At 68.1% G+C, this 23,515-nt stretch carries 20 protein-coding genes and 1 tRNA gene; 18 read left to right on the top strand and 3 right to left on the bottom strand.

What is annotated here, in order from left to right; translation table 11 throughout:
- The first annotated feature begins 140 nt into the window (after positions 1-140).
- From JNL31_RS03175 to galE, 5 genes are all read left to right on the top strand, one after another.
- Positions 141-2,618, top strand: coding sequence for a DUF2793 domain-containing protein (locus JNL31_RS03175; RefSeq protein ID WP_294969858.1), 2,478 nt, complete (start codon positions 141-143; stop codon positions 2,616-2,618).
- Between the two features lie 11 nt (positions 2,619-2,629).
- Positions 2,630-2,998: a hypothetical protein gene (locus JNL31_RS03170; RefSeq protein WP_294969856.1), complete on the top strand. Its 369-nt coding sequence runs from the start codon at positions 2,630-2,632 to the stop codon at positions 2,996-2,998.
- Between the two features lie 130 nt (positions 2,999-3,128).
- On the top strand, positions 3,129-4,433 hold the full coding sequence (locus JNL31_RS03165; protein ID WP_294969904.1) for a UDP-glucose/GDP-mannose dehydrogenase family protein: 1,305 nt from the start codon (positions 3,129-3,131) through the stop codon (positions 4,431-4,433).
- A 141-nt stretch (positions 4,434-4,574) separates the two neighbouring features.
- A complete protein-coding gene (locus JNL31_RS03160) occupies positions 4,575-9,161 on the top strand; it encodes a calcium-binding protein (protein WP_294969853.1) in 4,587 nt (1,528 codons plus the stop codon).
- Positions 9,162-9,175: 14 nt separating this feature from the next.
- Positions 9,176-10,162 carry a UDP-glucose 4-epimerase GalE gene (gene galE, locus JNL31_RS03155; RefSeq protein ID WP_294969849.1) on the top strand — a complete coding sequence of 329 codons (987 nt, stop codon included), beginning with the start codon at positions 9,176-9,178 and terminating at the stop codon, positions 10,160-10,162.
- Positions 10,163-10,179: 17 nt separating this feature from the next.
- On the opposite strand, the gene JNL31_RS03150 is transcribed toward galE, so the two are convergent.
- The 3 genes from JNL31_RS03150 to JNL31_RS03140 all read right to left on the bottom strand — a co-directional run bounded on the left by JNL31_RS03150 (position 10,180) and on the right by JNL31_RS03140 (position 13,230).
- A complete protein-coding gene (locus tag JNL31_RS03150) occupies positions 10,180-11,286 on the bottom strand; it encodes a hypothetical protein (RefSeq protein ID WP_294969846.1) in 1,107 nt (368 codons plus the stop codon).
- Between the two features lie 67 nt (positions 11,287-11,353).
- A complete protein-coding gene (locus JNL31_RS03145) occupies positions 11,354-12,478 on the bottom strand; it encodes a 3-hydroxyacyl-CoA dehydrogenase NAD-binding domain-containing protein (RefSeq protein ID WP_294969843.1) in 1,125 nt (374 codons plus the stop codon).
- The gene (locus JNL31_RS03140; RefSeq protein WP_294969841.1) at positions 12,475-13,230 is read right to left on the bottom strand and encodes an enoyl-CoA hydratase-related protein; all 756 of its coding nucleotides are present in this window, start codon (positions 13,228-13,230) and stop codon (positions 12,475-12,477) included. Before JNL31_RS03140 ends, JNL31_RS03145 begins: the two co-directional genes overlap by 4 nt.
- A gap of 111 nt (positions 13,231-13,341) precedes the next feature.
- Between JNL31_RS03140 and JNL31_RS03135 the strand changes: the two genes are divergently transcribed.
- From JNL31_RS03135 to JNL31_RS03075, 13 genes are all read left to right on the top strand, one after another.
- Positions 13,342-15,627 (top strand): bifunctional salicylyl-CoA 5-hydroxylase/oxidoreductase, encoded by a 2,286-nt coding sequence (locus JNL31_RS03135; protein ID WP_294969837.1) that lies wholly within the window; start codon positions 13,342-13,344, stop codon positions 15,625-15,627.
- On the top strand, positions 15,624-16,361 hold the full coding sequence (locus tag JNL31_RS03130; RefSeq protein ID WP_294969835.1) for an SDR family NAD(P)-dependent oxidoreductase: 738 nt from the start codon (positions 15,624-15,626) through the stop codon (positions 16,359-16,361). Before JNL31_RS03135 ends, JNL31_RS03130 begins: the two co-directional genes overlap by 4 nt.
- Positions 16,358-16,786, top strand: coding sequence for a MarR family transcriptional regulator (locus JNL31_RS03125; protein WP_294969832.1), 429 nt, complete (start codon positions 16,358-16,360; stop codon positions 16,784-16,786). Before JNL31_RS03130 ends, JNL31_RS03125 begins: the two co-directional genes overlap by 4 nt.
- Positions 16,783-17,595 carry an enoyl-CoA hydratase family protein gene (locus tag JNL31_RS03120; protein ID WP_294969829.1) on the top strand — a complete coding sequence of 271 codons (813 nt, stop codon included), beginning with the start codon at positions 16,783-16,785 and terminating at the stop codon, positions 17,593-17,595. The genes JNL31_RS03125 and JNL31_RS03120 overlap by 4 nt, the downstream gene beginning before the upstream one ends.
- 87 nt (positions 17,596-17,682) lie before the next feature.
- Complete coding sequence (locus JNL31_RS03115) at positions 17,683-18,819, top strand: acyl-CoA dehydrogenase (protein WP_294969826.1); 1,137 nt, start codon at positions 17,683-17,685, stop codon at positions 18,817-18,819.
- The gene (locus tag JNL31_RS03110) at positions 18,816-19,232 is read left to right on the top strand and encodes a thioesterase family protein (protein WP_294969823.1); all 417 of its coding nucleotides are present in this window, start codon (positions 18,816-18,818) and stop codon (positions 19,230-19,232) included. The genes JNL31_RS03115 and JNL31_RS03110 overlap by 4 nt, the downstream gene beginning before the upstream one ends.
- Positions 19,225-19,623 carry a RidA family protein gene (locus JNL31_RS03105; RefSeq protein WP_294969820.1) on the top strand — a complete coding sequence of 133 codons (399 nt, stop codon included), beginning with the start codon at positions 19,225-19,227 and terminating at the stop codon, positions 19,621-19,623. The genes JNL31_RS03110 and JNL31_RS03105 overlap by 8 nt, the downstream gene beginning before the upstream one ends.
- Before the next feature lie 26 nt (positions 19,624-19,649).
- Positions 19,650-21,263, top strand: a complete 1,614-nt coding sequence (locus tag JNL31_RS03100) for an AMP-binding protein (RefSeq protein WP_294969817.1) — start codon at positions 19,650-19,652, stop codon at positions 21,261-21,263.
- A gap of 99 nt (positions 21,264-21,362) precedes the next feature.
- Positions 21,363-21,581, top strand: coding sequence for a translation initiation factor IF-1 (gene infA / locus JNL31_RS03095; protein ID WP_135450909.1), 219 nt, complete (start codon positions 21,363-21,365; stop codon positions 21,579-21,581).
- A gap of 1 nt (position 21,582) precedes the next feature.
- Entirely contained in the window at positions 21,583-22,158 is a 576-nt protein-coding gene (locus tag JNL31_RS03090; RefSeq protein WP_294969812.1) for a nucleoside triphosphate pyrophosphatase, read from the top strand.
- A complete protein-coding gene (locus JNL31_RS03085) occupies positions 22,155-23,204 on the top strand; it encodes a ribonuclease E/G (RefSeq protein ID WP_294969809.1) in 1,050 nt (349 codons plus the stop codon). The genes JNL31_RS03090 and JNL31_RS03085 overlap by 4 nt, the downstream gene beginning before the upstream one ends.
- A complete protein-coding gene (yacG, locus tag JNL31_RS03080; RefSeq protein WP_294969806.1) occupies positions 23,201-23,377 on the top strand; it encodes a DNA gyrase inhibitor YacG in 177 nt (58 codons plus the stop codon). Before JNL31_RS03085 ends, yacG begins: the two co-directional genes overlap by 4 nt.
- A 59-nt stretch (positions 23,378-23,436) precedes the next feature.
- Positions 23,437-23,512 (top strand) — tRNA-Phe (locus JNL31_RS03075).
- The last annotated feature ends 3 nt before the right edge of the window (positions 23,513-23,515 follow it).

The following is a 23,515-nucleotide window of genomic DNA, read 5'->3' as shown; positions in this document are numbered from 1 at the left end:
GGCGGTGGGTTGGCACCCACCCTACGAACGGCACGCAATCGGGTGTTGCGTCGGGCGGTCGGGTTGCGCGGGGGGTGGAAGGGCGGTGTTGAGGAAGCGTGCCTAGGGTCTGCCACCAAGGCGATCCCCGGAGGTTTCTGATGCCCGACGATACGACGATCCTGTCGCTGCCCCTGATCCTTCCGGCGCAGGCGCAGAAGCATGTCACCCATAACGAGGCGCTGGTGAAGCTGGACCTGATGGTGCAGCTGGCGGTGATCAACCGGACGCTGACCACGGCCCCGGCTCTGCCGGTGATCGGCGACCGGCATATCGTGGCGGCGGGGGCGACGGGTCCCTGGGTCGGGCAGGCGGGCAGCATTGCGATGTACACGCAGGCGGGGTGGCAGTTCACGCAGGCCTTGCCGGGCTGGCAGGCCTATGTGATGGCGGAAAGCCAGATGGCGTTTTTCAACGGGCTGGGCTGGATCGCGCTGTCGGACGGGCCGTTCACGGTGGGGCGGCTGGGGGTCTCGGCGACGCCGGATGCAACGAACCGGCTGGCGGTGTCCTCGCCTGCGACGCTTCTGAATCATGCGGGATCGGGGCATCAGCTGAAGCTGAACAAGGCGGTGACGTCGGACACGGCAAGCCTGTTGTTCCAGACGGGCTTCGGCGGGCGGGCCGAGATGGGAACGTCGGGGTCCGACGATTTTGCGGTGAAGGTGAGTGCGGATGGCGCGACCTGGTCGGTGGCGCTGGAGGCCGATGCGGCGACGGGTGAGATGACGCTGCCGCAGCCGGTACATCTGGGCGGGCAGGCGGCGGACCCGGGGGCACCCGTGGATGGGACGCTCTGGCTGAACGCCACGACCGGCGAGGTGAAGGTGCGGAGCGCCGGGGTCACGCAGGTGATCGGCGGTGGCGGCGGCGTGACCGATGGCGACAAGGGCGACATCACGGTGTCGGGGGCGGGGACGAGCTGGACCATCGACGCGGGGGCGGTGAGCCTTGGCAAGCTGGCGGACATTGCGACGGACAGTTTCCTGGGCCGTGACACTGCCGGAACGGGAGCGCCCGAAGTGCTGACGGCAGCACAGGCGCGGGGCATCCTGAACGTGGCGGACGGGGCGACGGCGAACGCCCTGGACGCGGCGCTGCGCGACCGGGCGAGCCATACCGGGACGCAAGGCGCGGCGACGATCACCGGGCTGGCGGGGATCGCAACCAGCGGGTCGGCCAGCGACCTGGTGGCGGGGGTGCTGCCCGCGGCACGGTTCGACGACACGGCGCACGGGGCGCGGGCCGGGGGCGGGCTTCATGCGGTGGCCACTGGCGCGGCTGCGGGCTTCATGGCGGCTGCGGACAAGACCAAGCTGGATGCGATCAGCGGCACCAACACGGGCGACCAGACGATCACGCTGAGCGGCGATGTGACCGGCGCGGGGACGGGATCCTTCGCGGCAACGATTGCCGGAAATGCGGTGACGAATGCGAAGCTTGCCGACGTGGCATCCGGCACGATCAAGGGACGGGCCACGGCGGGCGCGGGCGACCCGGAGGACCTGACCGGGGTACAGGCGACGGCGCTGCTGGACGTGTTCGGGGCGGCGGCGAAGGGGTTGGCCCCGGCCTCGGGCGGGGGGACGGCGAATTTCCTGCGGGCGGACGGGACCTGGGCGGCGCCTTCGGGCGGGGGCGGCGCCCCGGGCGGGACGAACGGTGAGCTTCAGTACAACAACGGTGGCGTCCTTGCCGGGGCGCCGGATGTGGAAATCGAGGGTGGGCAGTTGCGGCTGCCGTCGATCTCCACCCCGACTACCCCTGCCTCGGGCGGGTTGAAGCTTTATGGTCAGGATGTGGCTGGCCGCATTCTGCCGGTAATCCTTGGTCCTTCGGGGCTGGAGATGGCGCTGCAGCCCCATCTTGGCGGCAACCGGGTCGCGCGCTGGACCCCTTCCAGCAACAGCACCACCGCCACGCTGGACGGCTTTCCTGCGGTGGCAGCGCAAGGGACGGCCACGGCATTCAGCTGGGCGGCCACCAGTCGCCGCACACGCATGGCGATGATCGAGTACCTGAACGGCACCGCCTCGACCACGGCCATCGCCGGGCTGCGGACCAGCGTGGCACGCTGGACGGTCGGGGCCGCAACGGCGGGGGATGGCGGGTTCCACCTTCTTTGCACCTGGGGCACCGCGACCGGGATCGCCGCCACATCGGCCACGCATCGCGGCTTCTGCGGTCTGCGCACCGGCACTCCGGCCGATGCAAACCCGTCGAGCCTTGCCAGCATCGTGGGCATGGGCTGGGACAGCGCGGATGCGAACCTGCAGTTCATGCACAACGACGGGTCGGGGACGGCCACGAAGATCGACCTCGGGACCGGCTTCCCGCGGCCGACCGCGGATCGTGGCGATGTCTACGAACTGGCGCTGTTTTCGCCGCCGGGGACCACGCAGATGGTGGGCTACCGGGTGCGCAACCTGATGACGGGCGCGGCGGCATCGGGGGTTGTCACCACCAACCTGCCGGCCGCAACGCTGGGCCTGGGCTGGGGATGTCATGTCAGCGCCGGGGGCACGTCCAGCATCATCGGCGCGGCGGTGATGGGTGTCTATGTGGAAACGGACTTCTGAGGGAGATGGCGATGTTGCACGTTCAGTTCACCAGGGATGGCATCCCCGCCTGGATCGGCGACCAGCCTCGCGACGGGAGCGAGGAGGTCGAGGGCCTGAGCGTCGAATTCCTGGCCGCGCACCGGCGGACGACGAAGGGTACCTGGGTCGCGCGGCCGCTGCCGGTTCCCGTGGTACCGACGGCGGAGGAGCTTGCTGCCGAAGCCGAGGCCGGGTTCCAGGCGGCTCTGGTCGCACGCGACGAGGCGCTGCGCACGGCGCTGGCGGCGGAGGCCGATCCGCAGTTCTTCCGCTGGCAGCGGGGCGAATGTGCGAAGGAGGATTGGCTTGCCGCCGTGGCCGAGGTGAAGGCGCGCCATCCGAAGCCATCGCGGCCCTGACCGGCGATGCGGCCTGCCCGGCGGGGCGGGCCGTTTGCCTGCGTGGCGTGGTTTCCCCGGCGCGCGCAAGGTTTGACAGCCCCTGTCGCCCTGCATAGACATGCGCCCGGGCTTCAGGGAAGGCGGCACGATGCGGATCGCGATGATCGGGACGGGGTATGTCGGGCTGGTCTCGGGGGCATGCTTTTCGGACTTCGGCCATGACGTGACCTGCGTCGACACGGATGCCGCCAAGATCGAGCGGCTGAACCGGGGCGAAGTGCCGATCTTCGAGCCGGGGCTGGAGGCGCTGATCATCAAGAACGCCGGCGCCGGGCGGCTGGCGTTCACGACCGATCTGGCGGGCGCGGTGGCAGGCGCGGAAGCGGTGTTCATCGCGGTCGGCACCCCCACGCGGCGCGGCGACGGTCACGCGGACCTGAGCTATGTGATGGCGGCAGCGGCGGAGATCGGACGGGCGTTGACCGGCTATGCCGTGGTGGTGACGAAATCGACCGTGCCGGTGGGGACCAACCGGAAGGTGGCCGAGGCGCTGCGGGCGGCAAGTCCGGCGGCCGAGTTCGATGTCGCCTCGAACCCGGAATTTCTGCGCGAGGGCGCGGCGATCGATGATTTCATGCATCCCGACCGGGTGGTGGTCGGGATCGAGTCGGCGAAGGCCCGCAAGGTGATGGCCGAGCTGTACCGACCCTTGTCCCTGCGCGAATTCCCGATGGTCTACACCGGGCTCGAAAGCGCCGAGATGATCAAGTATGCGGCCAATGCGTTCCTCGCGACCAAGATCACCTTCATCAACGAGGTTGCCGCCCTGTGCGAGAAGGTGGGCGCGGATGTGAAGACTGTGGCCCGCGGCATCGGGATGGACGGGCGGATCGGCGACAAGTTCCTGCATGCCGGTCCGGGTTATGGGGGAAGCTGTTTTCCCAAGGATACCAAGGCCCTGGCGCGGATCGGGCAGGACCATGCCGCGCCGATGCAGATCGTCGAGGCAGTGATCAAGGTCAACGAGGAGGTCAAGCGGCGGATGATCGACAAGATCGTCGATCTTTGCGGCGGCAGCCTGCGCGACAAGACCATCGCGGTACTGGGCGTGACCTTCAAGCCGAACACGGACGACATGCGCGAGGCGCCGTCGCTGACCATCGTGCCGGCGCTGGTGGGAGCAGGGGCGAAGGTTCGCATCAGCGATCCCCAGGGTCGCCATGAGGGCGAGGCGCTGCTGCCGGGCGTGAAGTGGATCGAGAACCCGTACCAGGCGGCGAACGATGCCGATCTGGTGGTGCTCTTGACCGAATGGAACGAGTTCCGGGGCCTTGATCTGGCCAAGCTGGCCCGCAAGATGGCAACCCCGCAGATGGCCGACCTGCGCAACATCTATGACCCGGCGGAAGTGCGCGAGGCGGGCTTCACCGCCTATGTCGGTGTCGGCCGCTAAGGCCCGGGTGGTCTGATCTTTCGGCAGGTTTAGCGAAAATCCCGGCCAATCGCCGCGATTGCGCCGCCTTTGCATCATCCGCCGCTGCCCGCCCCGGGCGCATCCTTCGCCTTGGGTAAATGGGTGTGACTGGGGCCGGAAGTGATCAGCTTTCAGGTGGTGGAGACGTTCACGGCGGCGCCGTTGAACATGGTGTCGGGCATTTCGGATCTTGAGCTTGTCGTTCAGGGCGGCAAGGTCCTTCTGTACACCGCGACGCGGGCCGGGGGCGGCGTGATGGCGCTGGATGTCGGCGGCGCCATGACGCTGGTCGACCAGGAGGCGATGGCTCCCGGCGCGGCGCTGTCGGCCGAGGCGGTGATCGAGCGGATCACGATCAACGGCACGCCGCACCTGATCGTCACCGGGGCGAACCAGGGCGGAGTGCAGGCCTGGGCGATGGATGCAGATGGCGCGCTGGCCAACCCGCTGCAACTGCCGGGCAGCCTTGCGGGTGCGATTGCCGCGCAAAGCGTGGTGCAGGTCGGCGGCGTGACCTATTTCTACGCCGCGCGGATGGGCGAAAGCACGATCCACGCCTATTCTGTCGCGGCCAACGGCACGATGACCTTGGTCGGCTCTCGCGTGCTGGACGGACCGCACACCGGGGTCGACATTTCGTCGCTGACCCCGGTCACGGTGGATGGCAAGAGCTTCCTGGTCAGCCTGTCGCTGGAGGCCGATGTGGTTCGCGCCTTTCCGGTGGCCGCCAACGGCACGCTGGGCATGCCGCAGATGATCGGTGCGCCGCAGGGGCTGGGGATCGCCGATCCCTCGGCCGTGCAGGTGGTGGAGATGGCTGGTGCCACCTATCTGCTTGTCGCTTCGGCCAATTCCTCGTCGATCAGCGTGATCGGGCTTTCCGCGAGCGGGGCGCTGAGCGTTGCCGACCATGTGATCGACACGCTGGACACCCGTTTTCAGGGGGTGCAGGCGCTGGCCACGGCGCAGGTGGGTGACCGGGTCTTCGTGATCGCGGGCGGGGGCGATGACGGGCTGACCGTGATGACGCTGACGCCGGAGGGGCGGCTTCTGGCCTGCGGGCAGATGTTGCAGGAGATGGGCCTGGCCTTGCACAACATCACCGCGCTGACGGCGCGGGTCACGGGCGGGATGATCGAGCTGTTCGTCTCGGGCGAGGGCAGCGGAATCACGCGGGTGCAGATCGACCCCGGCACGCTGACGCCGATCGAGACCGGCGGGTCCGATGCCGGAGTGTGGTGTGGGACGGATGCCGACGACATGATCCTCGGCGGAGATGGCGACGATGTGATTCAGGGTGCTGCGGGAAGCGACATCCTGGGCGACGGGGCAGGTTGCGACACGATCTTCGGCGGGGCAGATGCGGATCTTTTCGTCATGGATGCCGATGGCGCCCGTGACCGGATCGGCGACTTCCAGCCCGGGATCGACCGCATCGACCTGTCGGCCTGGGGGCCGATCCATTCGCTGGCGGCGCTGACGATCACGGCCACAGCGACCGGCGCACTGATCACCTGGGGCGACGAGACGCTGGAGCTGGTCACGCCGAACGGCTTGCCGATCCAGCCGGAAGCCCTGGGTCTGAGCGACGTGATCGGCCTGTGGCACGCGCTGCCGACCGCACCGGAGATGGAGAACCTGGTCTACGGCACCAACCAGGTCGATCTCTTGACCGGCAGCGCGGCGGACGAGATGTTCGTGGTCTCGCCCGGGGCGGACACGATCCAGGGTGGCGCCGGGTTCGACTGCATCGTGCTGACGGGTGCCACGGGGGCGGTTCGAGTCAATCTCGGCGCTCTTGCCCAGAACACCAACATCGCGGCAGGCCAGATCTATGTGTCGATCGAGGGGATCATCGGATCAAGCTATGCCGACTTTCTGACCGGCAATGCCGAGGCCAACCTCATCGAGGGCAGGGACGGCAATGACCTGCTGGGCGGCGCGGGGGGCAATGACAGCCTGTACGGGGGTAACGGCAATGACACTCTGCCGGGCGGCGCCGGCGCGGACGTGCTGGATGGCGGCCCCGGACGGGACCGGGCGAGCTATCGCGATGCGGCCACCGGGCTGGTCGTCGATCTTGCCGATCCGACCCGAAACACCGGCGACGCGGCGGGCGACAGCTATTTCGGCATCGAGGAACTTGAGGGGTCCAGCCGGAACGACATGCTGGGCGGCGCTACGCAGGCCGACATCATCTATGGTCTGGACGGCAATGACTGGATCGAGGGCAGGCAGGGCAACGACAGCCTCTATGGCGGTGAAGGCAGCGATACGCTGATCGGCGGCGAGGGCGTCGACCGGCTGGATGGCGGCAACGGCGTTGATTTCGTCAGCTATGAAACCGCGACGACCGCGCTGCGCATCGACCTGATGGCGCCATCGCTTGCCACCGGCGAGGCGGCGGGGGATCTTTTCATCGGGATCGAAGGGTTCATCCTCGGCAGCCTGAACGACAGCTTCGCGGGGACCGACCTTGCCGACCGTGCCTTCGGCGGGGGCGGCAATGACACGCTGACAGGGCGGGGTGGGGCGGACCTGCTGTCGGGCGGGGCAGGGAATGATGCGCTTTATGGCGGCGACGGCGACGACCGCTTGACTGGCGGGGCGGGGGGGGACCGGCTGGACGGGGGGCTGGGGCGGGACCTTGCGTCCTATGGCGATGCGGTTGCGGGGGTGCGGGCGGATCTCGCATCGGCAGGGGCGAACACTGGCGACGCGCGCGGCGATGTCTATGTCGGGGTCGAGGACCTTGAGGGTTCTGGCTACGGCGACACCCTCATGGGCGATGGGCAGGCAAACCTGGTCCTAGGGCTGGACGGAGCTGATCTGCTGTATGGCCGGGCGGGCAACGACACGCTGCAGGGCGGAGCGGGGGACGACGTGCTGTTCGGCGGTGCGGGAGCCGACCGGCTGGACGGCGGCACGGGGCTGGACCTGGCCTCTTACGCCGAGGCGCGGGCGCTGATGGTCGACCTGCAGGCGCCGGGACTGTCAACCGGAGACGCGCTTGGCGATGTCTTCGACGGGATCGAAGGGCTGGTGGGCGGAACCGGCGCCGACACGCTGTTGGGCGACGGGCAGGGGAACCTGCTGATCGGCGGCAGCGGGAACGACCGTCTGGACGGTCGGAGCGGGGATGACAGCCTGACGGGCGGCGAGGGCAACGATCTCCTTGTTGGCGCAGACGGGTCTGACGTCCTGGACGGTGGCACCGGCAATGACCGGCTGGACGGCGGGGCGGGCGACGACGTGCTTCTTGCCGGGGCGGGGAATGACCTGCTCAGCGGCGGCGCGGGTGCCGACACGATGGACGGCGGGGCGGGATATGACACGGCCAGCTATGCGGGCTGGCTTGAAGCGCTGGTTCTGGACCTTGGGAGGCAGGGCCTGAACGCGGGCGCTGCGGCAGGCGATGTGCTGACGGGGATCGAGGAGGTGATCGGGACTTCGCTTGACGACCGGATCGCGGGTGACGGGATGGCGAACCGGCTGCGCGGCGAGGCAGGTGCGGACTGGATGTCCGGCGGGGCAGGGAATGATGCGCTGATCGGTGGCGACGGCGACGACACGCTGATGGGAGGTGCGGGTGCGGACCGGCTGGACGGGGGCACCGGCCGGGACCTTGCGTCCTATGTCGACGCCGGTGCCGGCGTACGGGCGGACCTTGTCTCGGCCACGACGAACACCGGCGACGCGAAGGGCGACGTCTATCTCGGGATCGAGGGTCTGGAGGGATCGGGCTTCGGCGACACGCTGGCGGGGGACGGGGCGGCGAACCTGATCCTTGGGCTGCAGGGCAACGATCTGTTGCAGGGCAGGGCGGGCAACGATTGGCTTATCGGCGGCGGCGGCGACGATACGCTGGAGGGTGGCGCGGGGATGGATCGGCTGGAGGGGGGCGAGGGGTTCGACCTGGCCAGCTACGCCGGATCGCGGGCGCTGCGTGTCGATCTTGCGGCGCCGGAGCTGTCGACGGGCGATGCGCTGGGGGACCTCTTCGACGCGATCGAGGGGCTGGTGGGCGGCGCCGGGGCCGACACGCTTCTGGGCGACGGGCAGGGGAACCTGTTGATCGGCGGGGCAGGCAGCGACCAGCTGGACGGGCGGGCCGGGGACGACACGCTTGCGGGCGGTGAGGGCAACGACCTGCTGCTCGGCGGCACGGGCGCCGATGTTCTGGACGGTGCGAACGGCAACGACCGGCTGGATGGCGGTGACGACGCGGACACACTGTACGGGGGAACCGGGAATGACAGTCTGCAGGGCGGACAAGGCGACGACCTTCTGGAGGGAGGAACCGGCAACGACAGGCTGGAGGCTGGCGAAGGCGAGGATCGCCTGATCGGCGGCGACGGGGCGGACCAGCTTTTCGGCGGCGGCGGCGCCGATCGGCTTGACGGGGGCAGCGGCAATGACCGGCTGGACGGGGGGGCGGGGGACGACATCCTGACCGGCGGGCTGGGTGCCGACAGCTTCGTCTTCAACGCCGGAGCCGACTGCATTTCCGACTTCCAGGACCAGCAGGACAAGATCGTGCTCGATCGCGCGCTTTGGGGGGGCGTTGCGCCTGACGTGGCGAGCATCCTTGCGGGCGCCACCGTGACGGACACCGGGCTTCATCTGGACTTCGGAGGCGGGAATAGTCTGGACATCCCGGGGATTTTCGACGCACACCTCCTCGCGGGCGACATCCTGTTTCTGTAAGAGGCGCTGCGATCATGGCGGACAAGGTGCTGGTGACGGGCGGTGCGGGCTATATCGGCTCACATGCCTGCAAGGCGCTGGCGCGGGCCGGGTTTGTGCCCGTTGTGTTCGACAACCTGTCGACCGGCTGGGCGGGCGCGGTGAAATGGGGCCCCTTCGTCAAGGGCGACCTGATGGACCGGGGCAGCATTGACGCCGCGCTGGCCGAACATCGCCCGGTGGCGGTGATGCATTTCGCCGCCCTGTCGCTGGTGGGCGAGTCGATGAAGGACCCCGGGCTCTACTGGCGGGTCAATACCGGGGGGGCGCTGAACCTGCTGGAAGCCTGCGCGGCGGCGGGGGTGCAGAACTTCGTCTTCTCTTCGACCTGTGCCACCTACGGCGACCAGGACGGGGTGCTGCTGACGGAAGATACGCCGCAAAGGCCGATCAACGCCTATGGCGGGTCGAAGCTGGCAATTGAACAAATGCTGCAGGATTTCGGCGTTTCGGTCGGAATTTCCCATGTCATCTTTCGATATTTCAACGTGGCTGGCGCCGATCCCGAAGGGGAGACGGGCGAGCAGCATGTGCCGGAGACGCATCTGATCCCCCTGATGCTGGATGCGGTGGCGGGCAAGCGCCCGGCGCTGACGGTCTTCGGGACGGATTATCCGACCCGCGACGGCACCTGTGTGCGTGATTATGTCCATGTCAGCGACCTGGCCGATGCGCATGTGCTGGGCTTGCGGCGGCTTCTGGATGGCAAGGGGAATGGTGTCTTCTGCCTCGGCACCGGGCGGGGCTTTTCGGTCAGGGAAGTGATCGAGGCGAGCCGGATGGTGACGAACCGCGAGGTGCCGGTCGTGATCGGCGGGCGCCGTGCCGGCGATGCGGCCGCGCTGGTGTCATCCTCGACCCATGCGATCCAGGAGCTGGGCTGGGAACCGCAACGGTCGAGCCTGCGGCAGATGATCGGCGATGCCTGGGCCTGGGCGCAGAAGCCGGGCTTCTCCGAATAGCAGCGCACCGGGGCGGATCAGCTGTCCCAGTCGACGGCAGGCTTTCGCGCCGCGGGTGCTGCGGGGGTTGCGGTGCCCAGCCAGGCGCCGCGGATGGGCAGCTTGCGTTCGGCGCCCCAGTCGCCGGTGACGGTCAGCACATCGCCCTCGAGCATCACGCCCGCGACGGACTGGCCGGTGGGCCAGCGGATGGCGCCGAGGATGTGGCGCACCTCGACGGTTCCAAGCGGGTCGAGCGTCAGGAGCGCCGGTTGCCCGGCAGCGGTGAGCGGATCGGGCGTTTCGCGTGACGAGAGGCCGAGGACGGGCAGCGCGGCGCCTTCCTCGACCCCGAGACAGCCGGTGTGGCGGCCGTTCCAGGGGGCATAGTCGCGGCCGCCGTTCGAGTGCCAGAGCATGGTCATCGGCAGGGCTCGGGCGTTGCGGAGGGTCAGGATCAGGTCGCCTTCCGTGGGTCGGACCACGGCGGTCCAGCCCAGGCGCGAGGCGGGATCCTCGATCCCGGCGACGAAATCCTCATGCCGCTCGCCCCAGGGATAGCGATGCAGGTTCACGGTGCTGCCGTCCGCGGCGGGGAATTCGGCGGCGTCCTCGGCGCGGCGGGGATAGGCAAGGCAGGACCGGCCCCGGGTGGTTTCCAGCGGCTCGGGCAGGGTTTCCCACCAGCGCTTGCGCGAGAAGGACAGTTTGGCGCCGTTCGGCACCGAGATCATCGCGTGGTTGGCCACGGGCAAGGCCCCGGTTCCGCCGATGAACAGGTGGCGCTGGTAGACGACGGGGTGGTCGTCGGCGAGGGACAGTTCCTTGACCAGGGTCGCCCCGTTGACCGCGCCTTCCAGGACGGCGCGGAGCGTGCCGGAGGCGGCGGGAGTGATCGGCCAGAGTCCGTTGGCGGTCAGCCCGTGCAGCCCGTCCGGGCCGGGGCCGAAGGGGGCAGCGAGGAAATCGCCCGCAAGCCAGCGCTGGTGCCGAGGCGAGTCGGCGGGGACTTCGTCGGGGGACCAGGGGGCGTGGTGCAGCGGCGCGATGGTGGTGCCGTCGTCGGTGACGGTAAGGTCCTGCAGGACGCCGCCAAGGGGGGCGAAGTCGACGCTGATGCCACGGGCCAAGACGGTCTGGGTCAAGGGAGCCTCCGGTTCCATGGCGCGAGGCTACCTGCCCGACCCCGACGGGCGCAAGGCGGCAGGCGTTTCAGGTAGCCAGACCGGGCGCGGGGTCGTAGCGGGGTTTCAACGCCTCGGGTGCTGCGACGCGGAGGCGGGCGAGTTCCGCCAGGATCGCGGGACGGCCATGGCGCGCCAGCGCCTCGAATGGTCCGCGCGGGAAGTTGAGGCCAAGGCGCATCGCGGTGTCGATGCCTTCCGGCGTGGTGCCGCCTTCGGAGAGGAGCCAGTGGGCCTCGTTGACAAGGGTCGCCTCGATGCGGAGCGCAATGGCTGCGGCCTCGGATGGCGGAGGGGCGGGCGGGTCGGGGAAGACGAAACCTTTGCCCGTCTTGCGGCCAAGGTTGCCACTGGCGACCTGGGTTTTCAGGGCGGGAAAGGGCAGGTAGCGGGGGTGCTGGCCCATGGCGGAATGCATGCCTTCGGTCGCGGCAAGGTTGATGTCGGCGCCAATCAGGTCGATCAGGGCGAAGGGGCCGAGCTTGTACCCGGCGGCCACCATCGCGGCGTCGATCTCGGCTGCGGAGCGTCCTTCGGCCAGCATGGCCAGCGCCTCGCCGTAATAGGGCCGGGCGCAGCGGTTGACGATGAAGCCGGGGCGGTCTGGGCAGAGGATGACGGTCTTGCCTGCGGCCTCGGTCCAGGTTTGCGCGCGGGTGATGGCGATGGGGTCGGTGTCGGCGTGTGGGGCGAGTTCCACCAGCTTCATCGCCGGGGGCGGATTGAAGAAGTGGAGCGCGAGGACGCGGTCAGGGTGCCGCAGGCCTTGGGCGATGGCGTGGATCGGAAGCGAGGAGGTGTTGGTGGCAAGGATCGCGCCGGGGGCGATCAGCGGCTCCAGCGTGGTGAAGAGGGCCTGCTTGGCCTCCAGTTTCTCGACGATGGCTTCGATGATGAGCTGGCAGGGGGCAAGGGCGGCGACATCGTCCGCTACGGTCAGGCGGGAGAGCGTGGCATCGCGGTCGGGTTCGGTCAGCTTGCCAGCCGTGATGCGGGCGTTGAGCGTTTCCGCCATGCGGCTGTGGGCGGAGTCACGCGCTGGGGCGTGGGCGTCGGTGGCGACGACCGGGAACCCGGCCTGGGCGTAGACCTGCGCGATGCCGAGGCCCATGGTGCCAAGGCCGACGATGCCGATGGCGGGACGGTCGGTCATTGGCCGGTGAACCCCGGCTTGCGCTTCTCGCGGAAGGCGCGGATGCCTTCGGCCTTGTCGGCGCTGTCGAGCAAGGCCTCGAAACCGGCGCGTTCCTGATCGAGGGCGAGGGCACCTTCAGCCCCGGCGACGAGGGCGGCCTTGGCGGCCATCAAGGCAAGGGGCGCGCGGTCGGCGAGTTTCTTGGTCAGCGGGCGGGCGAGGTCTTCGGCCGGGCCGTCGGCAAGCCAGCCCGCGATGCCCCAGTCATAGGCAGTGGCGGCGGGCAGGATTTCGCCGGTCAGGACGAGCCGGGCCGCCCGGGCGCGACCGACCAGCGACAGCAGCCGTTGGGCGCCACCCGCGCCGGGGATCAGGCCCAGGTTGGTTTCGGGCAGGCCGAGTCTCGCGGTAATCCCGAGGATCAGGCAATCGGCCATCAGCGCCAGTTCGAACCCGCCGCCGAGCGCAAAGCCGTCGACGGCGGCGACCAGTGGTTTCGGGAAGGCGCGGATCGCGGCCCAATGCGCCTTGCGCGGGTCGATGGCTCCGTCTGATGACGACTTCCCCTCGATCTCGGCAATGTCGGCCCCGGCGGCGAAGTTGCCTTCGGCCCCGGTCAGGAGCACGGCGCGGCAGGTCGGATCCCGCGCCAGCCCGTCCAGCACCGCGGCCAATCGGGCCAGTAGCGCGGTGTTCAGGGCGTTCTTCGCCTGCGGGCGGTTCAGGACGAGCCGGGTCCAGGCCCCGTGGGGTTCGACGATCAGTTCCATGGACTCCATTCTGCACTGGGCCGGAAAAATTTCAAGCTAGAAATTTCAAGCTTGAAATTATTTTCGCCGGGTGGCAGGGTTCGGGCAATCAGGGACTCGAGGGAGGGTCAAGTGAAGGTTCTTTGCCTTGGGGGTGGTCCGGCGGGCCTGTATTTCGCGATCTCGATGAAGCTGCGCGATCCGTCGCATCAGGTGACGGTACTGGAGCGGAACCGCGCGGATGACACGTTCGGCTGGGGCGTCGTGCTGTCGGACGATGCCATGGCGCGGATGAAGAAGAACGATCCGCAGTCCTATGACGCGATCAAGGCGAATTTCGCCTATTGGGACGACATCGCGGTGGTGCATCGCGGCGAACGGATCGTGTCGGGCGGGCATGGCTTTGCCGGGATCGGGCGGATGAAGATGCTGCTCTTGTTGCAGGAGCGGGCGCGCGAGTTGGGCGTCGATCTTCAGTTCCAGACCGAGTTCAAGACGGCCGAGGATTACCGCAAGGACTATGATCTGGTGGTGGCGACGGACGGCATCAACTCGCTGGTCCGCCGGGAATATGCCGATGTCTTCAAGCCCGACATCGACCAGCGGCTGGTGAAATTCATCTGGCTGGGGACGCACCAGAAGTTCGACGACGCCTTCACCTTCATCTTCGAAGAGACGGAATGGGGCTGGTTCTGGGCGCATGTCTACCAGTTCGACAATGACACCGCTACCTTCATCGTCGATTGCATGCCCGAGACCTGGGACCGCGCCGGGTTCGCCGACATGTCGAAGGAAGAGACCGTCGCCACCTGCCAGCGGATTTTCGCGAAGCATCTGGGCGGGCACGACCTGATCTCGAACGCCAACCACCTGCGGGGGTCGGCGGTCTGGATGCAGTTCCCGCGCGTGCTGTGCGAACGCTGGTACAACGGCAATGTCGTGCTGATGGGCGATGCAGCGGCGACGGGGCACTATTCCATCGGCTCGGGCTCGCGGCTGGCGTTTGACTCGGCGATTGCGTTGGCGGATTACCTGCATTCCGAGCCGACGATGGAAGCGGCCTTCCAGCGCTATCAGGAAGAGCGGCGGGTCGAGGTGCTGCGCTTGCAATCGGCGGCGCGGAACAGCCTGGAATGGTTCGAACGGGTCGAACGCTATCTGGACATGGCGCCGATGCAGTTCGCCTATTCGCTCTTGACCCGCAGCCAGCGGATTTCACACGAGAATCTGCGGCTGCGCGACCCGGATTGGCTGAGGAAGGCCGAGGACTGGTTCCAGGTGCAGGCGGGGGGGCAGGCGGGTCGCCAGCCGATGTTCGCACCGTTCCAGTTGCGGGACATGCGGTTGGAGAACCGCGTCGTCGTGTCGCCCATGGCGCAATACAAGGCGGTGGACGGCTGTCCGACCGACTGGCATTTCGCGCACTATGCCGAGCGCGCCAAGGGGGGTGCGGGGCTGGTCTATGTCGAGATGACCTGCGTCTCGCCCGAGGGGCGGATCACGCCGGGTTGTCCGGGGCTGTATGCGCCGGAGCATGAGGTGGCGTGGAAGCGGCTGGTCGATTTCGTCCATGCCGAGACGAAGGCCAAGCTTTGCTGCCAGATCGGCCATTCGGGTCGGAAGGGCAGCACGCAGCTGGGCTGGGAGGAAGGCGATGCGCCATTGGCTTCCGGCAACTGGGAGACGATGAGCGCCAGCGCGATTGCATGGAGCAAGGGAAACGCCGTGCCGAAGGCGATGACGCGGGCCGATATGGATGTGGTGCGGGATCAGTTCGTGGCCTCGACCCGGATGGCGGCGCGCGCAGAGTTTGACATGATCGAACTTCATGCGGCGCATGGGTATCTGATTTCGTCGTTCATCAGCCCGAAATCGAACATCCGGACCGACGAGTATGGTGGCAGCCTGGAGAACCGGTTGCGCTGGCCGCTGGAGGTGTTCCGGGCGATGCGCGCGGCCTGGCCTGCGGAGAAGCCGATGTCGGCACGGATTTCGGCGAATGACTGGGTGGGCGAGGGCGGCGTGACCCCGGAAGAAGCCGTGGAGATCGCCAAGGCATTCTCGGCTGCTGGGGCTGACATCATCGACGTCAGCGCCGGGCAGACCAGCACCGATGCGAAGCCGATCTATGGCCGGATGTTCCAGACACCGTTCAGTGACCGCATCCGCAACGAGGCGGGGCTGGCGACGATGGCGGTTGGCAACATTACCGAGGCCGATCAGGTGAACGGTATCCTCTTGGCCGGGCGGGCCGATCTGGTGGCGCTGGCTCGGCCGCATCTGGCCGACCCATACTGGACGCTGCATGCGGCGGTGAAGGCGGGGGATGAGGGTGTGTTCTGGCCCGACCCCTATCTGAACGGTCGCGACCAGGCGCTGCGCTTGCAGGCCCGGGCGCAGGAGGTGATCCGGGTATGAGCTTCCGGGGCAAGCGCGTGCTGATCACGGGGGGCGGGTCCGGTGCCGGGGCCGACCTTGCGCGCGGCTTTGCCGGGGCGGGGGCGGAGGTGGTGATCTCGGGCCGCCGCGAGGCTGCGCTGCGGGCGGTGGCGGAGCCCTTGGGCGCGCGCTGGGTGCAGGCGGATGTGACGGATGAGGGCTCGGTCGCGGCGATGTTCCGCGAGGCGGGCCCTTGTGACATCGTCATCGCCAATGCCGGGGCGGCGGACAGCGCGGTGATGGCGAAGACGACGCTGGCGCAGTGGAACGCGATGATCGCTGTCAACCTGACCGGGGTGTTCCTGACCTTCCGCGAGGCGTTGGGTCAGTTCCGGGGTGACGGGCGGCTGATCGCCGTGGCCTCGACGGCGGGGCTGAAGGGCTATGCCAAGGTTGCCCCCTATGCGGCGGCGAAGCATGGGGTGGTCGGGCTGGTGCGGTCGCTCGCGCTGGAGGTTGCGCGGAAGGGGATCACGGTCAACGCGATCTGCCCGGGGTTCCTGGACACGCCGATGACGGCGCATTCGGTTGAGGTGATTGCCGGGAAGACCGGGAAGACGCTGTCCGAAGCCCGCGCGGCGTTGGAGGGGTTGAGCCCGCAGGGGCGGCTTTACCAGCCTGCGGAAGTGACGGCGGCGGCGCTGTACCTCGCCTCGGACGCGGCGCGGGGGGTGAACGGGGCCTGCCTTTCGATCTCGGGGGGTGAGGTATGAGCGAAGGATCGAAGCGTCGGCTGAAGATGTGGATACGGCTTCTGGGCGTAACCCGGGCCACGGAAAACGGGTTGCGCGAATACCTCCGGGTCAAGCATGACACCACGCTGCCCCGCTTCGACGTGATGGCCGCGCTTTATCGACGGCGCGACGGCGTGACGATGGGTGAGTTGAGCCGGATGCTCTTGGTGTCGAACGGCAATGCGACAGCGGTGGTGGACCGGCTGGAGGCGGAGGGGCTGGTGCTGCGAACGCCATCCGAGGCCGACCGTCGCACGGTGCATGTCGCGCTGACCGCCGCTGGCATGGCCGCCTTCGAGACGATGGCCGAGGGGCACGAGGCGGAGGTCGCGCGGCTGTTTGCGGGGCTGAGCGAGGAAGACCTCGACCAGTTGACGGTGATCCTGAAGAGGATGGGACGATGAGCAAGATGGCGGGGCTGAAGCCGCAGCATTTCCTTTGGTCGGTGGAAGATCGCGTCGCGGTGGTCCGGCTGAACCGGCCCGACCGGAAGAACCCGCTGACCTTCGACAGCTATGCCGAGCTGCGCGACACCTTCCGGGCGCTGGTCTATGCGGAGGACGTGGACCTGGTGGTCTTCGCCTCGAACGGGGGGAATTTCTGCTCCGGCGGCGATGTGCATGACATCATCGGCCCCTTGATCGGACTGCCGATGAAGGACCTCCTGGCGTTCACCCGGATGACGGGCGACCTGGTCAAGGCGATGATTTCCTGCGGGAAGCCGATCATCGCGGCGGTGGACGGGGTGGCGGTGGGGGCGGGGGCGATCATCGCCATGGCCTCGGACCTGCGGCTGGCTACGCCCGCGGCCAAGTGCGCGTTCCTCTTCACCCGCGTGGGCCTGGCGGGCTGCGACATGGGCGCCTGCGCGATGCTGCCCCGGATCATCGGGCAGGGGCGGGCGGCGGAATTGCTGTATACCGGGCGGGTGATGGGAGCTGAGGAAGGCTACGCTTGGGGCTTCTGGAACGCGCTTCACCCGGCAGAGGCGATGGAAGCCGAGGCGATGGCGCTTGCGCGGCGGTTGGCCTCGGGGCCGGTCTTTGCACATGGCATCACCAAGACCCAACTGAACCAGGAATGGAACATGGGGCTGGAGCAGGCGATCGAGGCCGAGGCCCAGGCCCAGGCGATCTGCATGCAGACGAAGGACTTCGAGCGGGCCTATCGGGCGTTCGTGGGCAAAGAGAAACCCGTCTTCCAGGGTGACTGAGCCCCGGGGCGCCGCCCCCCGCGTCCACGGTTTCTCGAACCGGTGGCGCAACCGTGGACGCACCCGGGATATTTGCGGACAGATGAAATGAGCGACACGACCTTCCTTGACTGGCCCTTCTTCGAACCCCGCCACCGCGCGTTGGTGGTGGCGCTGGAAGAATGGTGTGCGGTGAACCTGCCGGTGGCGCACGGGGATGTGGACGCGGCCTGCAAGGGGCTGGTTGCGGCGCTCGGGGCAGGCGGGTGGCTGAGGCACTCGGGCGCGGCGGAGGGGGAGCGGCTGGATGTGCGGTTGCTTTGTCTCATCCGCGAGACGCTGGCGCGGCATGACGGGCTGGCAGATTTCGCCTTTGCGATGCAGGGGCTGGGGATGGGCGCGGTATCGCTGTTCGGCACGGCGGCGCAGCGGGAGTGGCTGGCCAAGACGCGGGCGGGGCAAGCGATTTCCGGCTTTGCCCTGACCGAGCCGGGGTCGGGCTCGGACGTGGCGGCGACGGCGACCACTGCGGAGAAGGTTGCGGGCGGCTGGCGGCTGAACGGCGAGAAGACCTACATCTCGAACGGCGGGATTGCCGATGTCTATGTCATCTTCGCCCGGACGGGCGAGGCGCCCGGGGCGCGAGGGCTTTCGGCCTTCCTGCTTCCTGCGGATGCACCGGGGTTGGAGGTGGTTGACCGGATCGAGGTGATGGCCCCGCATCCGCTGGCGCATCTTCGGCTGACCGATGTGGTACTGCCCGAAGCTGCGCTGATCGGCAAGGCGGGCGACGGGTTCAAGATCGCCATGTCGGTGCTGGACGTGTTCCGCTCGACCGTCGGGGCGGCGGCGCTTGGGTTTGCCCGCAGGGCGCTGGACGAGGCGCTGGCGCGCACGCAGGGGCGCCGGATTCAGGGCCAGGCCTTGAGCGAATTGCAGCTGGTGCAGGGGCACCTGGCCGACATGGCGCTGGAGATCGACGCCTCGGCCCTGCTGGTCTATCGGGCGGCCTGGACCAAGGACATGGGGGCAGCGCGGGTCAGCCGGGAGGCGGCGATGGCGAAGCTGTATTCCACCGAGGCCGCGCAGCGGATCATCGACATGGCGGTACAGTTGCACGGCGGCGACGGAGTGCGGCACGGATTCGCCGTGGAGAGCCTCTACCGCGAAATCCGGGCGCTGCGCATCTACGAGGGTGCGAGCGACGTGCAGCGCATCGTCATTGCGCGGAGCATACTCGGATGACCTACGAGCGCCTGATCCAGATCGAGTTCAACCATTGCGACCCGGCGGGGATCGTTTTCTATCCCCGCTATTTCGAGATGGTGAACTCGGTCATCGAGAACTTCTTCGCCGATGTGGTCGGGCGGTCTTTCGCGTCGATGCACAACGGCGGGGCGGTGAACGGCGTGCCCACCGTGGCGATGGAGGCGATGTTCCAGCGGCCCTCGCGGCTGGGCGACAAGGTGCGCTTCACGCTGCGGGTGGAGCGGGTCGGCGGATCGTCGGTGAAGCTGTGGGTCGAGGGGCAGGGGCCGGACGGGCTGCGGCTCAGGGTCGGCATGACGCTGGCCTGGATCCACGGGATGAAGGCCGCGCCCTGGCCTGCGGACATGCGGGCGGCGCTGGAGAGATACAAGGAGACGCAGGATGCATGAGATCCTTCACCCGAAGCACTGGAAGCCCGCGAAGGGGTATTCGAACGGTGTCGCTGCCGAGGGGCGGCTGGTCTTCACCGGCGGGATCATCGGCTGGAACGCGGAGCAGGTCTTCGAGACCGACGACTTCGTGGGCCAGGTGGAACAGGCGCTGAAGTCCATCGTCGAGATCCTGGCCGAGGCCGGGGCCGGGCCGGAGCATCTGGTGCGGCTGACCTGGTATGTGACCGACAAGCGCGAATACCTCGACCGGCTCAAGGACCTGGGGGCGGTCTACAAGGCCGTCATTGGCCGAAATTACCCGGCCATGGCGCTGGTGCAGGTGGTGGCGCTGGTCGAGGACCGCGCAAAGGTGGAGATCGAGGCAACCGCCGTCATTCCGAAGGCATGACAGGACAAGGTTTGGGAGGACCGGGAATGCTTGGACCGACAGGACACACGGACACGTTCACCCGCGACCGGCTGCCCGCGCCGCAGGACTGGCCGGAGATCAGGTTGCGAGGCTTCGACTATCCAGACTGGCTGAACGCCGGGGTGGAATTGACCGATGCGATGGTGGCAAAGGGCTTCGGCGACCATACCGCACTGATCGGCAATGGCCGCAGCCGGACCTACAAGGAACTGGCCGACTGGACCAACCGCCTCGCCCATGCGCTGGTCGAGGATTACGGGGTCAAGCCCGGCAACCGCGTGTTGATCCGGTCCGCCAACAATCCGGCGATGGTGGCCTGCTGGCTGGCCGCCACCAAGGCCGGGGCGGTGGTGGTGAACACCATGCCGATGCTGCGGGCCGGGGAACTCGGGCAGATCGTCGACAAGGCCGAGATTGCGCTGGCCCTGTGCGATACGAGGCTGCTGGAGGAACTGGTGGCCTGCGCCAAGGCCTCCAAGCACCTGCGGACGGTGATCGGTTTCGACGGCACCGCCAATCATGATGCCGAGCTTGACCGGATCGCCCTGTCGAAGTCGGTGAAGTTCGAGGCGGTGAAGACGGGCCGGGACGACGTGGCCCTGCTGGGGTTCACCAGCGGAACGACCGGCGAACCGAAGGCCACCATGCATTTCCACCGCGATCTTCTGATCATCGCTGACGGCTATGCCAAGGAAGTGCTGGCGGTCACGCCCGAGGATGTCTTCGTCGGCTCGCCGCCGCTGGCGTTCACCTTTGGCCTTGGCGGACTGGCAGTGTTCCCGCTGCGCTTCGGTGCGGCGGCGGCGCTCCTGGAGCAGGCCTCGCCGCCGAACATGATCGACATCATCCAGAAGCACCGGGCAACGGTCTGTTTCACTGCGCCAACAGCCTACCGGGTGATGCTGAAGGCGATGGCCGAGGGTGCCGATCTTTCCTCGCTCCGGGCGGCGGTCAGTGCGGGGGAAACCCTGCCGGGCCCGGTTTACGAGGAATGGATGGAAAAGACCGGCAAGCCGATGCTGGACGGGATCGGCGCGACCGAGATGCTGCACATCTTCATCACCAACCGCTTCACCGACCACCACCCCGCCTGCACCGGGCGCCCGGTCACGGGCTACGAGGCGCGGATCGTGGGCGAGGACATGGCCGAACTTCCCCGCGGGGAAGTCGGTCGGCTCGCGGTGCGCGGGCCGACGGGCTGCCGCTACATGGCCGACAAGCGTCAGAAGACCTATGTCCGGGGCGGGTGGAACCTGACCGGCGACAGTTTCTGGCAGGACGAGGAGGGCCGCTTCCACTTTGCTGCCCGGTCCGACGACATGATCATCAGCGCGGGCTACAACATCGCCGGGCCGGAGGTGGAGGCGGCCCTTCTGTCGCACCCGGCGGTGCTGGAATGCGCGGTGATCGGCGCGGCGGACGAGGAGCGTGGCCAGGTCGTCGAGGCGCATGTCGTGCTGGCGCCGGGCCATGCGCCGGACGCCCTGCTGGTGAAGATCCTGCAGGATCATGTGAAGCGCACCATCGCGCCCTACAAGTATCCCCGCCGGGTCATCTTTACCGATGCGCTGCCGAAGACGCAGACCGGGAAGATCCAGCGCTTCCGGTTGCGGACATGAGAGAGTCCAGAATCCGCTTGTAAACCGCCCCTTTCGCGGGCATATCGCCCGGCGGAAGCCTGCGGCAATCCCCGCGGGCCCATCTGCAATGGAGAGACCATGGCCAAGGAAGACATTCTCGAATTCCCCGGTGTCGTGAAGGAACTCCTGCCGAATGCGACATTCAGGGTCGAACTCGAGAACGGCCATGAACTGATCGCGACCATGGCAGGCAAGATGCGCAAGAACCGCATCCGGGTTCTGGCCGGCGACAAGGTGCAGGTCGAGATGACCCCTTACGACCTGTCGAAGGGCCGCATCAACTATCGCTTCAAGTAAGTTGCGTCTTATCCTGGGATCGGGCAGCCCGCGCCGGAAGGAGCTTCTGGCGCAGATTGGACTCGTGCCCGACCTGATCCTGCCTCCCGACATCGATGAAGACCCCCGCAAGGGCGAGCTGCCGCGCCCCTATGCCCTGCGTCTGGCGCAGGAGAAGGCCATGGCCGTGCCTGCGGGGCCGGAGGACGTGGTGTTGTGCGCCGACACCACCGTCGCGCTCGGCCGCCGCATCCTGGGCAAGCCTGCTGACGCTGGCGAGGCCGCGGCTTTCCTGACCGCGCTCGGTGGGCGACGGCACCAGGTGATCACCGCGATTGCCGTGCGCAAGGGCGCCAGGTTGCTGTCGCGCGAAAGCCTGAGCGTGGTGAAGATGAAGCGGCTTTCGGATGTCGAGCTGAATGCCTACCTCGCCTCGGGCGAGTGGCAGGGCAAGGCCGGCGGCTACGGCATCCAGGGCCTTGCGGGGGCGTTGATCCCGTGGATTTCCGGGTCGTTCACCGGCATCATGGGGCTGCCCGTGGCGGAAACGGCGGCACTGCTCGCTGCCGTCGGCTACCCGGTCTGGAGGCAGGAATGAAGGGCCGCGTTCTGGTTCTGGACGAGATTGGCGGTCGCCAGGCGGCGGCGTTGATGGTGGATGGGCGGCTGGAAGATCTGGTGATCGACCCGGTGGGCGACGTAGCGATCCCCGGCGCGATCTACCGTGCGGTGGCCGACCGGCCGGTCAAGGGGCAGGGCGGCATCTTCGTCAAGCTCCCCGTGGGATCGGGCTTCCTGCGGCAAATTTCGGGTGTGGCGCCGGGCCAGCGGTTGCTGGTTCAGGTCACGGGCCCCGCCGAACCGGGCAAGGCGGTCCCGGTCACGACCCGGCTTCTGTTCAAGTCGAGGTTCGCGATCATTACACCCGATGCCCCGGGCCTGAACATCTCGCGCAAGATCAAGGACGAGGAGCGCCGGGTGGAATTGTCCGCGATCGCAGAAGCCGGCATGGCGGGCGCAAGCGACCGGCTTGGCCTGATCCTGCGATCCGGCTGTGCCGAGGCCGAGGCAGCCACCGTGGCCGAGGATATCGCCGCCATGCGCGGCCTGACAGAGGCGGTTCTGGCCGATCTCACGGGACCACCGGAACTGCTGGTCGACGGCGCCTCGGCGCATGACCTCGCCTTCCGCGACTGGCTGGACCCGGCGGTCGACGATGCCGATACCGATCCGGCAAGCTTCGAGCGGCAGGGCGTGACCGAGGCGCTTGAGGCGCTGACCGGCCCCCGCGTGGCGCTGGAGACGGGTGCGCACATGATGATCGAGCCGACCCGGGCGCTGGTTGCGGTCGATGTGAACACCGGCCCCGACACCTCGCCCGCCGCGGCGCTCAAGGCCAACATCGCGGCCGCCCGCGACCTGCCGCGCCAGCTGCGCCTGCGGGGCCTGGGCGGGCAGGTGGTGGTCGACTTCGCCCCGATGCCGAAGCGAGAGCGGCATATCCTGGACCAGGTGCTGAAGGCCGCCTTCAAGAGCGACGGCGAGACCAACCTTGCGGGCTGGACGGTGCTCGGCCTTTACGAGCTGACCCGCAAGCGCGACCGCCTGCCCCTGGCGGAGCTTCTGCCCCGAGCCCTGCCATGAGCTGCCCGATCTGCGGCAAGCCCGCCGCCCACGACTACCGCCCCTTCTGCTCGCGCCGCTGCGCCGACGTCGACCTTGGCCGCTGGCTGACCGAGGGCTACCGCGTCCCTGCCGAGAGCGAGGACGAGGCCGAGGATCAGCCCCCAAACGAGGCGCTGCCGAAGCCGCACTAGGGGCGTTTTCCCTCTGGACAGCCCCCCGCGCCTTGGGTATCACCCGCCCACCCAACGGTGCCCAGATAGCTCAGTTGGTAGAGCAGCGGATTGAAAATCCGCGTGTCGCTGGTTCGATTCCGGCTCTGGGCACCACTT

Source organism: Tabrizicola sp., assembly GCF_016792905.1.
In the GTDB taxonomy this organism is placed as follows: domain Bacteria; phylum Pseudomonadota; class Alphaproteobacteria; order Rhodobacterales; family Rhodobacteraceae; genus Tabrizicola.
Note: the sequence above shows the minus strand (reverse complement) of the source record. Positions and strands in the feature narration are given on the sequence as shown.

Coding starts and splice junctions, on each gene's coding strand:
- JNL31_RS03105 (WP_294969820.1), top strand. CDS start 19,225: ATGCATGAGATCCTTCACCCGAAGCACTGGAAGCCCGCGAAGGGGTAT.
- JNL31_RS03085 (WP_294969809.1), top strand. CDS start 22,155: ATGAAGGGCCGCGTTCTGGTTCTGGACGAGATTGGCGGTCGCCAGGCG.
- yacG (WP_294969806.1), top strand. CDS start 23,201: ATGAGCTGCCCGATCTGCGGCAAGCCCGCCGCCCACGACTACCGCCCC.
- JNL31_RS03130 (WP_294969835.1), top strand. CDS start 15,624: ATGAGCTTCCGGGGCAAGCGCGTGCTGATCACGGGGGGCGGGTCCGGT.
- JNL31_RS03170 (WP_294969856.1), top strand. CDS start 2,630: ATGTTGCACGTTCAGTTCACCAGGGATGGCATCCCCGCCTGGATCGGC.
- galE (WP_294969849.1), top strand. CDS start 9,176: ATGGCGGACAAGGTGCTGGTGACGGGCGGTGCGGGCTATATCGGCTCA.
- JNL31_RS03165 (WP_294969904.1), top strand. CDS start 3,129: ATGCGGATCGCGATGATCGGGACGGGGTATGTCGGGCTGGTCTCGGGG.
- JNL31_RS03120 (WP_294969829.1), top strand. CDS start 16,783: ATGAGCAAGATGGCGGGGCTGAAGCCGCAGCATTTCCTTTGGTCGGTG.
- JNL31_RS03100 (WP_294969817.1), top strand. CDS start 19,650: ATGCTTGGACCGACAGGACACACGGACACGTTCACCCGCGACCGGCTG.
- JNL31_RS03140 (WP_294969841.1), bottom strand. CDS start 13,230: ATGGAACTGATCGTCGAACCCCACGGGGCCTGGACCCGGCTCGTCCTG.
- infA (WP_135450909.1), top strand. CDS start 21,363: ATGGCCAAGGAAGACATTCTCGAATTCCCCGGTGTCGTGAAGGAACTC.
- JNL31_RS03110 (WP_294969823.1), top strand. CDS start 18,816: ATGACCTACGAGCGCCTGATCCAGATCGAGTTCAACCATTGCGACCCG.
- JNL31_RS03175 (WP_294969858.1), top strand. CDS start 141: ATGCCCGACGATACGACGATCCTGTCGCTGCCCCTGATCCTTCCGGCG.
- JNL31_RS03145 (WP_294969843.1), bottom strand. CDS start 12,478: ATGACCGACCGTCCCGCCATCGGCATCGTCGGCCTTGGCACCATGGGC.
- JNL31_RS03115 (WP_294969826.1), top strand. CDS start 17,683: ATGAGCGACACGACCTTCCTTGACTGGCCCTTCTTCGAACCCCGCCAC.
- JNL31_RS03125 (WP_294969832.1), top strand. CDS start 16,358: ATGAGCGAAGGATCGAAGCGTCGGCTGAAGATGTGGATACGGCTTCTG.